We start from the raw sequence: 12,413 nt of genomic DNA on the forward strand, positions 1-12,413 counted from the left end.
AGGATGCCGCGCCTGGGCTGGATACGGGCGGCGGGGCGCCGGTACACGGATTGCCCGTCCGTGTACCGGCGCGTGGCGTTCTCAGGACGTTGCGCGCTGCGCATGCCGGACGAGTCGGCGCAGCACCTCGGACGCACCGGACCGGAATTCGGCGCCGGCGATCAGTCCGTCCGGTCCGACGTCCTCACGAAGCACCGGTAGGCGCACGCAGGCGTCGAGATCGATGTCGGCGCCTACGTACCCGAGCACGCTGCGCAGCGTCGCCGACGCGCCGTCGCCCCGGCCGAGCGGCGCGACCGTGAGCCACGCGACCGGCTTCTCGTAGAGGTCACCGGTGCCCACTGTCCAGTCGAGCAGGTTCTTCAGACTGCCTGGCAGCGTGCCCGCGTATTCCGGGGTGCAGAACAGGACCGCATCCGATCCCGAAAGCTGTTCCCGCAGCGCGAGAACCGGCGGATGCGCCGAGCCGTCGTCGTCCGGGTTGAAGGCGGGCAAGGCCGCGAGGCCGTCGTACCACCGGGTTCTGATCCCGTCCGGGGCAATCGCTGAGACCGTGCGCAATGCGGCGGAATTGGTGGACGCGGCGCGAGTGCTGCCGGATATCAACAGGACGACTGTCACATCGAACCCAACCACGTTGCCGGGCGAATTAGTCCGGAAACAGCAATGGCGGGAACGCGAAACGCGTTCCCGCCATTGCGGTGGTGCTCAGTCGCTGCTTACGCGTCCTCGTCGAGGAGGTTGCGGGTGCGGTTCGGGTCCACCGGGATGCCCGGTCCGGTGTTCGTCGAGACCGTCACCTTCTTGACGTAGCGGCCCTTGGCGGTCGACGGCTTGGCCCGCAGGATCTCGTCCAGCGCGGCGCCGTAGTTCTCCACCAGCTTGCTGTCGTCGAAAGACGCCTTGCCGATGACGAAGTGCAGGTTGGCCTGCTTGTCGACCCGGAAGTTGATCTTGCCGCCCTTGATGTCGTTGACGGCCTTGGTCACGTCGGTGGTGACCGTGCCCGTCTTCGGGTTCGGCATCAGGCCGCGCGGGCCGAGAACACGCGCGATCCGGCCGACCTTGGCCATCTGGTCCGGGGTGGCGATCGCGGCGTCGAAGTCCAGCCAGCCGCCCTGGATCCGCTCGATCAGATCCTCGGCGCCGACGGCATCCGCGCCGGCGGCCTCGGCCTCGGCGGCCTTCTCGCCCGCGGCGAACACGATGACGCGGGCGGTCTTACCGGTGCCGTGCGGCAGGTTGACCGTGCCGCGGACCATCTGGTCTGCCTTGCGGGGATCCACACCCAGACGCACGGCGACCTCGACGGTCGCGTCGGTCTTGGTGGTGGCGGTCTCCTTCGCCAGGCGCGCGGCGGCCAGCGGGGAGTAGAGCTTGGTGCGATCGACCTTCTCGGCCGCGGCGAGGTACGCCTTGCTTCGTTTTGCCATGATTCTCTGTCCTGTTCGATAGTTCAGACGTGGTTATCGGGCCTGGCCGGCCCTCCCACCAGGGAGCGATTCCGCTCAGCCTTCGATGGTGATGCCCATCGAACGCGCGGTACCCGCGATGATCTTGGCCGCCTGATCGAGGTCGTTGGCGTTCAGATCTTCCTGCTTGGTCTTGGCGATCTCGCGCACCTGGTCCATGGTCACCTTGGCGACCTTGTTGCGGTGCGGCTCGGCCGAGCCCTTCTGCACGCCTGCGGCCTTGAGCAGCAGCTTGGCGGCGGGCGGGGTCTTCAGCTTGAAGTCGAACGACCGGTCCTCGTACACCGAGATCTCGACCGGGATGACGTTGCCGCGCTGCGACTCGGTCGCGGCGTTGTACGCCTTGCAGAACTCCATGATGTTGACGCCGTGCTGACCGAGCGCGGGGCCGACCGGAGGGGCCGGGTTCGCCTGGCCGGCCTGGATTTGAAGCTTGATGATCCCGGCGAGCTTCTTCTTCTTGGGGGGCATCTTTCTTTCCTAGGTGTTGGTGTCCCTTGCTCTTTGCAAGTCTGCTGACTCGACCCGCGGCGCGCGGGCCGACTCATCCCGTCGTCGACGGAACGGATCTAGATCTTCGCGACCTGGGTGAACGCCAGCTCGACCGGAGTCTCGCGGCCGAAGATCGACACGAGCACCTTGAGCTTCTGCTGTTCGGCGTTGACCTCGGAGATGCTGGCGGGCAGCGTCGCGAACGGACCGTCCATCACGGTCACCGACTCGCCGACCTCGAAGTCGACCTCGATGACCGGCTTCGGCGCGACCTCGCCGCCCGCGGTCTCGGTGGACGCCGCCGCGGCCGCCGCGGCGGGCTTCTTCTGCTGCTGCGCGGCCGGGACGAGGAACTTCACCACGTCGTCGATGGACAGCGGCGACGGACGCGAGGTGGCGCCGACGAAGCCGGTGACGCCGGGCGTGTTGCGCACCGCGCCCCACGACTCGTCGTTGAGCTCCATGCGGACCAGGATGTAGCCGGGCAGCACCTTGCGGTTGACGTGCTTGCGCTGCCCGTTCTTGATCTCGGTGACCTCTTCGGTGGGCACCTCGACCTGGAAGATGTAGTCCTCCAGGTCCAGGTTCTGCACGCGGGTCTCGAGGTTGGCCTTCACCTTGTTCTCGTAGCCGGCGTAGGAGTGGATGACGTACCACTCGCCGGGGGCGCGCCGCAGCGCTGCCTTCATCTCGGCGACCGGATCGGCGGGCTCGGCATCGATCGGGGCGGCAGGGGCGGACTCAGCGGGCTCCGATTCCTCGACCGCGGGCTCGTCGGTCGCGAACTCCTCGACGGAGTCGGTGGGCTCGGCCACCGCGTCGTCGGCCGGGAACTTGTCGTGTGTGTCGTTCTCCGGGGTGCTCACTGGGGCACTCGCTTCCTGTGTCGTCACGTACATCCTCTGCGTGCCGGGCCGGGCGCGCGGCGACATCACTGCCACCCGTGTCCGCCCCGGGATCGGCTACCGGCGTCGGCGTCGTTCAGCTAGCCGAACAGCCAGTTGACACCCTTGATGAACGCCAGATCCAACCCGCTGATGAACGCGACCATGAAAATCACGAACACCAGAACAACGCTCGTATAGGTGACCATCTGCTTCCGGTTGGGCCAGATCACCTTGCGCAGTTCCGCGATGACCTCACGCAGGAACTTGATCAAACGCTTGAACGGATTACCCGACTTCTTGCGTTCGGCCCGATCGGTCGCCTTGGTTGCCTTCCGCGACGGACGGTCGAGCGTGGCGATAGCGCCCGTGTCGACCTGTGAGGATCCAGTGCGAGTCCGCCGGGCGGACCGCTTTCCGCTCGGTCGTGTCGCTGCGGCGGTGCCATCGCCTTCGTCGGCGGCATGTGCGCCGCGGCGAGTGTCCCGCTCGTCGCTCACGCCTTCTCCTCGCTCCGTTTGGTGCCGTCGTGCGCGATGCGCGCCGTGCGAATTGCTCGCTCGCTCACGTCGATCCTCTCTCGTCGCTGGCATCCAGGGCAGGGGCGACAGGACTTGAACCTGCAACCTGCGGTTTTGGAGACCGCTGCTCTGCCAGTTGAGCTACGCCCCTTCGGTTGGACGGTGTTGGCTGTCCAACCACTGTTCCGATATTCAGTTGTGTCCTGGTGTCACACAACACGCGCGCCGCTCCGGCAGTTGCCGGCCCCGTGGGCGATCCGCGCGGACCGCCTGGAACCAGCCCCTCAGAGCAGCGCGCAGCGGCTGGCGACCCCAGAAACCTGAGTGTACGTTACCGTGCGCGCCATTAGCCAATCCGGGTCGCTGTCCCTGGTCAGGCGAGCTGCACCGTCGCGGTGGCGCGGCCGAAGATCTTCTTCCCCGCCGACTTCGCCACGATGGCCACGACCGCGGTCCGGTTCTCCGGATCGACCGACTTCACCTTACCGGTGTACTCGATTTCGGCCGCCTCCTCGGAGCCCACGTAGACCGGGCTGGTGAAGCGGACGTTGTACTCCTTGACAGCGCCGGGATCGCCGAGCCACGAGGTGACGAATCCGCCGCCGAGACCCATGGTCAGCATGCCGTGCGCGACGACGTTCTCCAGGCCGACCAGCTTCACCACCTCGTCGCTCCAGTGGATCGGGTTGGCATCGCCGGAGACGCCCGCGTAGTTCACCAGGTCGCCGCGGGTGAGCCGGACGATGCGCGCGGGCAGCTCGTCGCCGACCGAGACGTCCTCGAACCGGATGGCGTGCTTCGTGCGCACCCCTTCCGCGGGCGGTACGACCGGTGCGGGCGCCTCGGTCACCGCGAGCGAGGTGCGCGGGTGGTGCCCCGGCGCGTCCTCGCCGATGCCGTGCATGAGCACGTTGCGGACGGCGGCGTTGAGGTTCGGGTCGATGTCGCCGCCGCTGCGGCCGACGAGCGTGGTGTAGGTGGTGAGCACCAGTTCGTCGTTCTGCGCGGTGACGATGTTCTTGGTCACGATGATGTCGCCGCCGAAGGCCTGCCGGAACGAATGCAGGTGGACATCGCAGGTGAGCTGGTCGCCGACCCTGATCGGGCGATGGAATTCCAGGATCTGGTCGGTCTGCATGATCTGGCTGAGGTCGTAGCCGGTGACGACCTCTTCGAACAATTTGCGCTGCGCGAGAATCCCGACCAGGGAGATGAAGGTGACCGGCGCGAGCAGGTTGTCGTAGCCGTACTCCTGCGCCGCGTCCTCGTCCCAGTGCACCGGGTGGTAGTCCTGCACGGCGCGGGCGTATTCACGCACCTTCTCGCGGCCGACCTCGTAGTAGTCGTCGACGCGGTAGTGGTGACCGACCATCGCCGCGGCGTTCGCCGCGGGGTCGAGCGTCTCGCCCGTCTGGACCGCTTCGTCTGTACCGGTGTTGATTGTCACGGGAGGACTGTACCTATCTGACCCCGTCACCCGGAGTCTGCGGAGCGCTCACCACCGCACCCACACCGTGAAAATGCGTCAGGGCCGGACAGTTGTCCGGCCCTCGCGGTGCCACGGCCCGAGATACCGGGAGGCGACTCCCGGCGTTAGACCACGCGGTAGTTCACGCGTGGAGGACTAGCGGGATTCGCGGTGCGCCCGGTGCGTGCCGCAGTTCGGGCAGAACTTCTTCAACTCCAGACGATCCGGGTCGTTACGCCGGTTCTTCTTGGTGATGTAGTTGCGGTGCTTGCACTGCTCGCAGGCCAAGGTGATCTTTGGCCGGACATCGGTGGACTTCGCGGCCACGATATGCCTTCTTTCCGGTACCTGATGGGCTTGTATCGGTTGTGGTAGCGATGGCCGGACTTGAACCGGCGACACAACGATTATGAGTCGTTTGCTCTACCGACTGAGCTACACCGCCACGGCGTCGCATTGCCATGGTGCCGAGCCCGCACTACGGGAGCGATGCCGAGTCGGTCACCACCGGCAATCCGGCGAGCCCCCTAACGGAATCGAACCGTTGACCTTTTCCTTACCATGGAAACGCTCTGCCGACTGAGCTAAGGGGGCATGACTACTTCCGCACCGAGCCTCGAACACTCGACCTCAGCGCGGTGAAGTCTTGAACGAGGTTACACACTCACCGGTCTCAGCACCAAACCGGGTGGTCAAAGGCATGTTTTCGGGCGCGTGGCCGCAACTTTCCGCAGCCTCCGGGCCTTCACTCCAGTTCGCCAGCGCAACCCTCAGGTTATCGAACGCGAACGTGGCCGCCCTCGAACGCGAACATGACGTGCAGGCGATCACACACGATGCCACGAAAATGCAATACGTCCCGACCGGAAGTCAGACGTCTCGACGAATCGAGCCAGATCGAAGCCAACGAGAAGAAGCTACGGTCCGCAGACCGGACCGATCAGTCGAACCGATCACTCGGTGAACGAAGCGGGTCGATGCGACGACGCGAAGACATGGGACATGCGTCGGGTTGTGCTGAGACACACAACGCGGCCGAGGAAAAAGTCGGTCGATCGCCACCACAAGACGACGCAACAGGCGTGACCGAAGCAACCACCGCGAGGGGGTCCGGGGGGCGAAGCCCCGCCGGGCGGGGTGTGGGGGTTGCACCCCCACAGGACATTACGAAGCGAGCCCTGTACGCGCTTTTTGCGTACAGGGCTCGCCTGGTGAGCGGAGTGGCAGGTGTAGGATTCGAACCTACGTAGGCTTTCACCGACAGATTTACAGTCTGCTCCCATTGGCCGCTCGGGCAACCTGCCGTTCGCGCATTGTTTCGCGCGCTGAGCAGAATACATCGAACCCGCACCCTGAATGCAAACCGGCTGGCTATCGGCCCTGCGACGCGACTACCCTCGGGTCTCCGGGTAGAACTGACGGTGGCTGTAAGCATCGGGCTCAGCTCACCCGTCGGACTGTCAGAACAGGAGCGCAGCGTGGCTGATTCGTCTTTCGATGTTGTGAGCAAGGTCGACCGGCAGGAGGTCGACAACGCTCTGCATCAGGCGGAGAAGGAGCTCAACACCCGCTACGACTTCCGCGGTACCGGCGCGTCGATCGAATGGTCCGGCGAGGACAAGATCGTGCTCACCGCGGAGGCGGAGGAGCGTGTGAAGGCCGCGCTGGAGGTGTTCAAGGAGAAGCTGATCCGCCGCGACATCTCGCTGAAGGCGTTCGACGCGGGCGAGCCGGTCTCCTCCGGCAAGGTGTACAAGATCACCGGTTCGCTGGTGCAGGGCATCGATTCCGAGCACGCGAAGAAGATCTCCAAGAAGATCCGGGACGAAGGCCCCAAGGGCGTGAAGGCGCAGATCCAGGGCGACGAACTGCGGGTGAGCAGCAAGAAGCGCGATGATCTGCAGGCCGTCATCGCCCTGCTGAAGGGCGAGGATTTCGGCATCGCGCTGCAGTTCGTCAACTACCGCTGACCGCCGGCCCGCAGCGCGGCGGGATCGGTCGCGTTCAGCGTGTCCACGAGGGTGTCCTCCTCATAGGTGAAGTGGGTCTCCAGTTCCGTCGCGAGGCGATCGAAGTCCGCGCGCAGCCGGGCCGGATCGCCGGGTTCCGGCGCGTCGAGGAGTTCCCGTAGCTCGGTCAGCGCGGTGGCGACCACACCGTGCTCGCGGTTGAGCCGGTCGATCACGGGCGCGAGTTCGGGATGCAGCCGGACAAGGGCGGGAAAGACGCCGTCCTCGCTGGTGTGATGTTCGCCGAGCGCGCCGCAGAACGCGAGGCAATGGGCGCGTAGATCCCGCGGCAGCGCCGGTTTGCCCGCCACGCCCGGTGCCCGTACGTATTGCTCGAGACCCGTCCGGACGGTGGCGAGGTCACGGCGCAGCTGGGCATGCACGTGCCGGAGGTGATCGCCGACGGCCGCGGCGCGCTGCCGCGCGGGCGTCGCCCTGTCCGGCGATCCGGTCAGCGCTGTCGCACCCGCGACGCCCGCCACGGCGCCGGCGGTGGCTCCCGCTGCCGCCAGAAGGCGGCGCCTGCCGAGCCCAGGACGCGTGACCGGCTCCAACGCTACGACGGGGATAATCCGGTCGGTCGCCGCCTGATAGGCGGCGAAGGCGGGATCGTCGCCGGCTTGGGCGGCATAGTGCCGGTCCCGCTCGCCGCCCTCGAGCACTCGTGCGTTCGCGAGGTAGGTCTCGATCCGCTCCCCCGTGCCGATCTCGACGGTCACCTCGGGATTCGCACGCACGTTGTGGAACCAGGCCGGATGGGTGTCCGCGCCCGCATTGGACCCGAACACCAGGACGCGCGCACCGTCGCGGCGGTAGACGATCGGCACCGTGTGCGCGCGTCCGGTTCTCGCGCCGACGGTGGTGAGCAGGAGCAGCGGCGCTTCCTCGAACATTCCGCCGACGCGGCCGGCGTTCGCGCGGAACTCCGCGATGATCGCCCGGTTGAACTCCTTCGGCCCGCTGCGCTCCGGATCAGTCATATCCGACACCCCTTCCGCGGCACGACGCAAACGCCGCGACCGCTGGTTATAGCCTGATGACGATGTGCGAGTTTTGCTTTGCAAGCAAAACTATTTTGTAGACAAAGGCTATTGGGAGGCGGTCGGCATGTCAACCGAGGAGCGGCCGGGACTCGGCGTGGACGAGGGCATCCGCACGCTGCTGCTGCTGATGCCGCGCGTGGTGGGACGGGCCAAGAAATTGGGCGTTCCGAAGGAACTGGAGTCGTTCTCGCTGGCGCCTCGGCACCTGTCGCTGCTGGCCAATCTGGTGTTCGACGGACCGACCACGGTGACGGATCTCGCCGCCCGCCTGGAGGTGGCGCCGACGACGGTGAGCCTGATGGTCGGCGAACTCAGCAAGCAGGGTGTGCTGGAACGCGGCGCGGACCCGGACGACCGCAGGCGCACCATCGTCGCCATCGCACCGGCGCACGAGCAAGCCGTGCACAAATGGCTGGGACGCAGCGCTCGCGCCTGGCGCACCGTGCTCGAGCCGCTCACCGCGCAGCAGCGGCAGTTGTTCGTCGAGACGTTTCGCGCCTACGAAGACCAGCTGGCCCTGGACGATTGAGCGTTCCCGGGCTCAGTGCCGGCGCGGGCCGCCCGCCATCTCCTCGAGCCGGGCGATGCGTTCGTTCATCGACGGATGCGTGGAGAACCAGCGCGCGACCCGCTCACCCGCACGGAACGGATTGGCGATCATCAGGTGCGACTGCGACGCCAGCCGCGGCTCGGGCGGAAGCGGGGCGGTCTGCACGCCGCGTTCGATCTTCCGCAGCGCGGACGCCAGCGCCAGCGGATCGCCGGTCAGCTCGGCGCCGGACTGGTCGGCCTGGAATTCGCGCGAACGCGAGACGGCCAGTTTGATCAGCGTCGCGGCGATCGGGCCGAGCAGCGAGACCAGCAGCACGGCCAGCACGTTCGGACCCTCGCCGTTGCGGTTGCCGCCGAACATGGACAGGTACATGGCCAGGTTCGCCACGCCGGAGATGACGGCCGCGAGCGCACCCGCGATCGAGGAGATGAGGATGTCGCGGTTGTAGACGTGCGAGAGTTCGTGACCGAGCACGGCCCGCAATTCCCGCTCGTCGAGGAGCTGCAGAATGCCGCTGGTGCAACAGACCGCGGCGTGACGGGGATTGCGTCCGGTGGCGAAGGCGTTGGGCGCGTTCGTCGGGCTGATGTACAGCCGGGGCATCGGCTGCCGCGCGATGGTGGCCAGCTCCCGCACGATCCGGTACATGACCGGGGCCTCCAGCTCGCTGACCGGCTGGGCGTGCATGGCCTTCAACGCGATCTTGTCGCTGTTGAAGTACGCGTAGGCGTTCATGCCCACCGCGAGCAGGATCGCGACGACGAGGATCGTCGGGTTGCGGAACAGCGCGCCGATCACCACGATCAGGGCCGACAGGCCCACCATCAGCCCGAAGGTCTTCAGCCCGTTCGCAAACCCGTGCCCGTGCATACGTCTCCCTTGCCGCTCCCCCGTTCACCGAGTCGCCTTACAGCAGATAAACGATAGAAGCTCCAGGCAAAGTTCCGGTGCATCCCCGCCGCGCTCACCCCACGCGTTCGATGGTGTAGCGAACCAGCCGCTCGAGCGCGTCGTTGGCGGGGCCGCCGGGCAGGGCGGACAGCTCGGCGTAGGCGAGGTCGGCGTAGCCCTGCAGTTTCTCCTTGGCCAGCGTCATGCCGCGCGAGTCGGCGAGCAGGGCGAGCGCCTCGTCCACCTCGTCGTCGGTTTCCAGCGGACGGGCCAGCAGCTTGCGCAGGCGATCGCCGTCGGCGCCCTCCTCGCGCAGCGCGTACAGCACCGGCAAGGTGTGCACGCCCTCGCGCAGGTCGGTGCCGGGAGTCTTGCCGGACTGCTCGGAGGCGGAGGAGATGTCGATGATGTCGTCGGAGATCTGGAAGGCGGTGCCGACCGCGTCACCGAGGCGGGCCAGACGCTCGACGTGCTCGGGGTCCGCCCCCGAGAAGGTGCCGCCGAAGCGGCCGGAAGCGGCGATCAGCGATCCGGTCTTCTCCCACACCACGCGCAGGTAGTGCTCGACCGGGTCCTGCGACTCCCGAGCGCCCATGGTCTCGCGCATCTGACCGGTGACCAGTTCGGCGAAGGTCTCGGCGATGATGCGCACCGCGTCGGGGCCGAGGGTGGAGGTGAGCCGGGACGCGTGCGCGAACAGGTAGTCGCCCGCGAGGATGGCGATGTTGTTGCCCCACCGCGAGTTGACGCTCGGAGCGCCGCGGCGCATGGGGGCCTCGTCCATCACGTCGTCGTGGTAGAGCGTGGCCAGGTGCACGAGCTCGACGACGGTGCCCGCCGTGATCAGCGCGGGGTCGGCGGGGCGCGGGCCGAGCTGCCCGGTGAGGATGGTGAAGAGCGGGCGGAAGCGCTTGCCGCCGGCCTTGGCCAGGTGCAGCGCGGCTTCCTGGAGGAATTCCGCACCGTCGGAGAGTTCGTCGACGAGGAGTCTCTCCACTTCGGCCAGCCCGTTGCGCACGGTGTCGGCCAGCGCGCGGTCACCGAGGTCGACTCCGGCCACGACCGTGCTCACGTCGCTCCCGGCTCCGCCGTGCGCCGTGTCCATGATTCGCTCGCTGCGCTCGCTCATGGCCGATGTGCTCATTTCTTCTCCCAGCGATGCGTCCGACCCCACGGTAGAGAACCTAGCGTGTCACCGCCGGATGGCCCATGAACACCGTCACTCTGTGGTGGATCGGCCACGATCGCGGCGCGTCGGCGGTGATCGTCCACGACGCGAGCGCGACCGCCGTCGACATGGGTGTGACGGCCCTGCGAGTATGGAGCGCATGGGTTCACCGGAAGCGAGTCCCGCGAGCGACGAGGACGCGTTGCCCAGCCGGGCCGAGGTGCTGGTCGTCGGCGCGGGCCCGGCCGGATCGGCGTCGGCGGCTTGGGCGGCTCGGGCGGGACGGGACGTGGTGCTCCTCGATTCCGCCGTCTTTCCCAGGGACAAGACCTGCGGCGACGGGCTGACCCCGCGCGCCACCGCGGAACTGGAGCAGCTCGGTCTCGGCGAGTGGGTGCGCGCGCACATCGTCAACCACGGCCTCCGGATGACCGGCTTCGGCCGCGAGGCGCTGCTGAGCTGGCCGGGCGGGTCCTTCCCGACGTACGGAAGCGCGGTTCCGCGTACCGAACTCGACGACAAACTGCGCGAAACGGCGGTCAAGTCCGGTGCGCGCATGGTGGACGGCACGAAAGTGGTCGATGTCACCCGCGAGGGCGACCGGGTCACGGGCGTGACGGTGCGGACGGCCGACGGCACGCGCGCGATCGCCTGCCGGACGCTGGTGGTCGCCGACGGCGTGCGTTCACCGATCGGGCGGCTGCTCGGCCGCGTCTGGCATCGGCAGTACGCGTACGGCACCGCGGCGCGGGCCTACATCCGGTCCGGCCGCAGCGACGACCAGTGGATCACCTCCCACCTGGAGTTGCGCGATGCCTCCGGCGAGCTGGTTCCCGGCTATGGCTGGGTGTTCCCGCTCGGCAACGGCGAGGTGAACATCGGTGTCGGGTCGCTGGCGACGGAACGCAGGCCCTCGCATATCGCGTTGAAGCCGCTGCTGGCGCACTACACCGCGCTGCGCAGGGAGGAATGGCAATTCGAAGGCTCGCTGCGCGCGGTGTCCTCGGCCCTGCTGCCGATGGGCGGGGCGGTCTCGAACGTCGCGGGCCGCAACTGGGTGCTCATCGGTGACGCCGCCGGGTGCGTGAACCCGCTCAACGGCGAGGGCATCGATTACGGCTTGGAGGGCGGTCACATGCTGGCCGACCTGCTGGACGAACCCGACCTCGGCGCGATCTGGCCGCAGGTGCTGCGCGCCCGCTACGGACGCACGTTCTCGGTCGCCCGGCGGATCGCGGGCCTGGCCACGCATCCGCGCATGGTGCCGCTGGGCGGCCCTCCCGTGCTGCGGTCGAAGTACTTGCAGCGCACGGCCGTCCGGGTGATGGGCAACCTGGTGACCGACGAGGACGTCGACCTGACCGCGCGCGCCTGGCGGATGGCGGGCCGGGCGTCGCTGCGCTTCGACGAGCGTCCGCCGTTCGCCTAGGCACGGGAGGCGCGATGAGCGGAGGACGAGCGCGCGGATCGCCCGCGCTGTATCTGCTGCCGCATCTGCGCCGCGCCAAGGACCTGGCCGACCGGCACTACGCCGACCCGCTGAATCTGGACGGGCTCGCGGCGGCCGCCGGGGTGTCGAAATACCACTTCCTGCGCGCGTTCGCCGCCGTCTACGGCCTGACCCCGGCCGCGTATCTGGCCGAGCGGCGCATCGAACGCGCCCAGGACCTGCTGCGCGCGACCAATCTCACCGTCACCGAGGTGTGCATGCTGGTCGGCTACAGCAGCCTCGGCTCGTTCAGCAGCAAGTTCCGGCAGCTGGTCGGCGTCACGCCGTCGGACTACCAGGCGAAGTTCGCCGACGGCGCGCCGCGCATTCCCGGCTGTTTCGTCTTCATGCACGGGCTCTCCGACCGCAAGCCGCGCGGCTGAGCAAACGGCGCAATTTCGGAGAAGCCGGTGCCGGGGCGGC

The 12,413-nt window shown here is 67.6% G+C and carries 14 protein-coding genes and 4 tRNA genes; 4 read left to right on the top strand and 14 right to left on the bottom strand.

The features are described from left to right. Positions 1-81 precede the first annotated feature (81 nt). The 11 genes from QMG86_RS28095 to QMG86_RS28145 form a co-directional block, all read right to left on the bottom strand. A complete protein-coding gene (locus QMG86_RS28095) occupies positions 82-621 on the bottom strand; it encodes an NADPH-dependent FMN reductase (RefSeq protein ID WP_281875736.1) in 540 nt (179 codons plus the stop codon). Positions 622-719: 98 nt separating this feature from the next. Beyond that, positions 720-1,433, bottom strand: a complete 714-nt coding sequence (gene rplA / locus QMG86_RS28100) for a 50S ribosomal protein L1 (RefSeq protein WP_063017222.1) — start codon at positions 1,431-1,433, stop codon at positions 720-722. Between the two features lie 75 nt (positions 1,434-1,508). Beyond that, positions 1,509-1,943: a 50S ribosomal protein L11 gene (rplK, locus tag QMG86_RS28105; protein ID WP_040783829.1), complete on the bottom strand. Its 435-nt coding sequence runs from the start codon at positions 1,941-1,943 to the stop codon at positions 1,509-1,511. A 98-nt stretch (positions 1,944-2,041) separates the two neighbouring features. Continuing rightward, complete coding sequence (nusG, locus tag QMG86_RS28110) at positions 2,042-2,830, bottom strand: transcription termination/antitermination protein NusG (RefSeq protein WP_281881163.1); 789 nt, start codon at positions 2,828-2,830, stop codon at positions 2,042-2,044. A 119-nt stretch (positions 2,831-2,949) separates the two neighbouring features. Next, positions 2,950-3,348, bottom strand: a complete 399-nt coding sequence (secE, locus tag QMG86_RS28115) for a preprotein translocase subunit SecE (protein ID WP_281875739.1) — start codon at positions 3,346-3,348, stop codon at positions 2,950-2,952. Positions 3,349-3,447: 99 nt separating this feature from the next. Then, positions 3,448-3,520, bottom strand: a tRNA-Trp gene (locus QMG86_RS28120). A 222-nt stretch (positions 3,521-3,742) separates the two neighbouring features. After that, complete coding sequence (locus tag QMG86_RS28125) at positions 3,743-4,810, bottom strand: fused (3R)-hydroxyacyl-ACP dehydratase subunits HadA/HadB (RefSeq protein ID WP_281881164.1); 1,068 nt, start codon at positions 4,808-4,810, stop codon at positions 3,743-3,745. 183 nt (positions 4,811-4,993) lie between these two features. Then, the gene (gene rpmG / locus QMG86_RS28130) at positions 4,994-5,164 is read right to left on the bottom strand and encodes a 50S ribosomal protein L33 (protein ID WP_011211653.1); all 171 of its coding nucleotides are present in this window, start codon (positions 5,162-5,164) and stop codon (positions 4,994-4,996) included. Positions 5,165-5,206: 42 nt separating this feature from the next. Further along, positions 5,207-5,282 (bottom strand) — tRNA-Met (locus QMG86_RS28135). 76 nt (positions 5,283-5,358) lie between these two features. Further along, positions 5,359-5,431 (bottom strand) — tRNA-Thr (locus QMG86_RS28140). Positions 5,432-6,058: 627 nt separating this feature from the next. Continuing rightward, positions 6,059-6,141 (bottom strand) — tRNA-Tyr (locus tag QMG86_RS28145). 174 nt (positions 6,142-6,315) lie between these two features. Between QMG86_RS28145 and QMG86_RS28150 the strand changes: the two genes are divergently transcribed. Continuing rightward, positions 6,316-6,807 carry a YajQ family cyclic di-GMP-binding protein gene (locus tag QMG86_RS28150; protein ID WP_039802015.1) on the top strand — a complete coding sequence of 164 codons (492 nt, stop codon included), beginning with the start codon at positions 6,316-6,318 and terminating at the stop codon, positions 6,805-6,807. Here the strand turns inward: QMG86_RS28150 and QMG86_RS28155 are convergent. Further along, positions 6,798-7,826 carry a nitroreductase/quinone reductase family protein gene (locus QMG86_RS28155; protein ID WP_281875741.1) on the bottom strand — a complete coding sequence of 343 codons (1,029 nt, stop codon included), beginning with the start codon at positions 7,824-7,826 and terminating at the stop codon, positions 6,798-6,800. The genes QMG86_RS28150 and QMG86_RS28155 overlap by 10 nt on opposite strands. A gap of 127 nt (positions 7,827-7,953) precedes the next feature. On the opposite strand from QMG86_RS28155, the gene QMG86_RS28160 reads away from it, so the two are divergent. Beyond that, on the top strand, positions 7,954-8,418 hold the full coding sequence (locus QMG86_RS28160) for a MarR family winged helix-turn-helix transcriptional regulator (RefSeq protein ID WP_281875742.1): 465 nt from the start codon (positions 7,954-7,956) through the stop codon (positions 8,416-8,418). Positions 8,419-8,430: 12 nt separating this feature from the next. On the opposite strand, the gene htpX is transcribed toward QMG86_RS28160, so the two are convergent. Both htpX and QMG86_RS28170 read right to left on the bottom strand, forming a co-directional pair. Further along, positions 8,431-9,312 (bottom strand): zinc metalloprotease HtpX, encoded by an 882-nt coding sequence (gene htpX / locus QMG86_RS28165; RefSeq protein WP_281875743.1) that lies wholly within the window; start codon positions 9,310-9,312, stop codon positions 8,431-8,433. Between the two features lie 94 nt (positions 9,313-9,406). Next, a complete protein-coding gene (locus QMG86_RS28170) occupies positions 9,407-10,438 on the bottom strand; it encodes a polyprenyl synthetase family protein (RefSeq protein WP_281881165.1) in 1,032 nt (343 codons plus the stop codon). A 223-nt stretch (positions 10,439-10,661) separates the two neighbouring features. Here QMG86_RS28170 and QMG86_RS28175 point away from each other — a divergent pair, with 223 nt between their 5' ends. Beyond that, positions 10,662-11,930, top strand: coding sequence for a geranylgeranyl reductase family protein (locus tag QMG86_RS28175; protein ID WP_281875744.1), 1,269 nt, complete (start codon positions 10,662-10,664; stop codon positions 11,928-11,930). Positions 11,931-11,944: 14 nt separating this feature from the next. Then, entirely contained in the window at positions 11,945-12,373 is a 429-nt protein-coding gene (locus QMG86_RS28180; RefSeq protein ID WP_281875746.1) for a helix-turn-helix transcriptional regulator, read from the top strand. The last annotated feature ends 40 nt before the right edge of the window (positions 12,374-12,413 follow it).

Origin of the sequence: Nocardia sputorum (assembly GCF_027924405.1) — a bacterium.
Classification (GTDB): Bacteria; Actinomycetota; Actinomycetes; order Mycobacteriales; family Mycobacteriaceae; genus Nocardia; species Nocardia sputorum.

Excerpts from the sequence above, each read along its gene's own strand:
- rplA (WP_063017222.1), bottom strand. The coding sequence starts at position 1,433 with ATGGCAAAACGAAGCAAGGCGTACCTCGCCGCGGCCGAGAAGGTCGAT.
- rplK (WP_040783829.1), bottom strand. The coding sequence starts at position 1,943 with ATGCCCCCCAAGAAGAAGAAGCTCGCCGGGATCATCAAGCTTCAAATC.
- QMG86_RS28155 (WP_281875741.1), bottom strand. The coding sequence starts at position 7,826 with ATGACTGATCCGGAGCGCAGCGGGCCGAAGGAGTTCAACCGGGCGATC.
- QMG86_RS28160 (WP_281875742.1), top strand. The coding sequence starts at position 7,954 with ATGTCAACCGAGGAGCGGCCGGGACTCGGCGTGGACGAGGGCATCCGC.
- htpX (WP_281875743.1), bottom strand. The coding sequence starts at position 9,312 with ATGCACGGGCACGGGTTTGCGAACGGGCTGAAGACCTTCGGGCTGATG.
- QMG86_RS28170 (WP_281881165.1), bottom strand. The coding sequence starts at position 10,438 with ATGGACACGGCGCACGGCGGAGCCGGGAGCGACGTGAGCACGGTCGTG.
- QMG86_RS28175 (WP_281875744.1), top strand. The coding sequence starts at position 10,662 with ATGGGTTCACCGGAAGCGAGTCCCGCGAGCGACGAGGACGCGTTGCCC.
- QMG86_RS28180 (WP_281875746.1), top strand. The coding sequence starts at position 11,945 with ATGAGCGGAGGACGAGCGCGCGGATCGCCCGCGCTGTATCTGCTGCCG.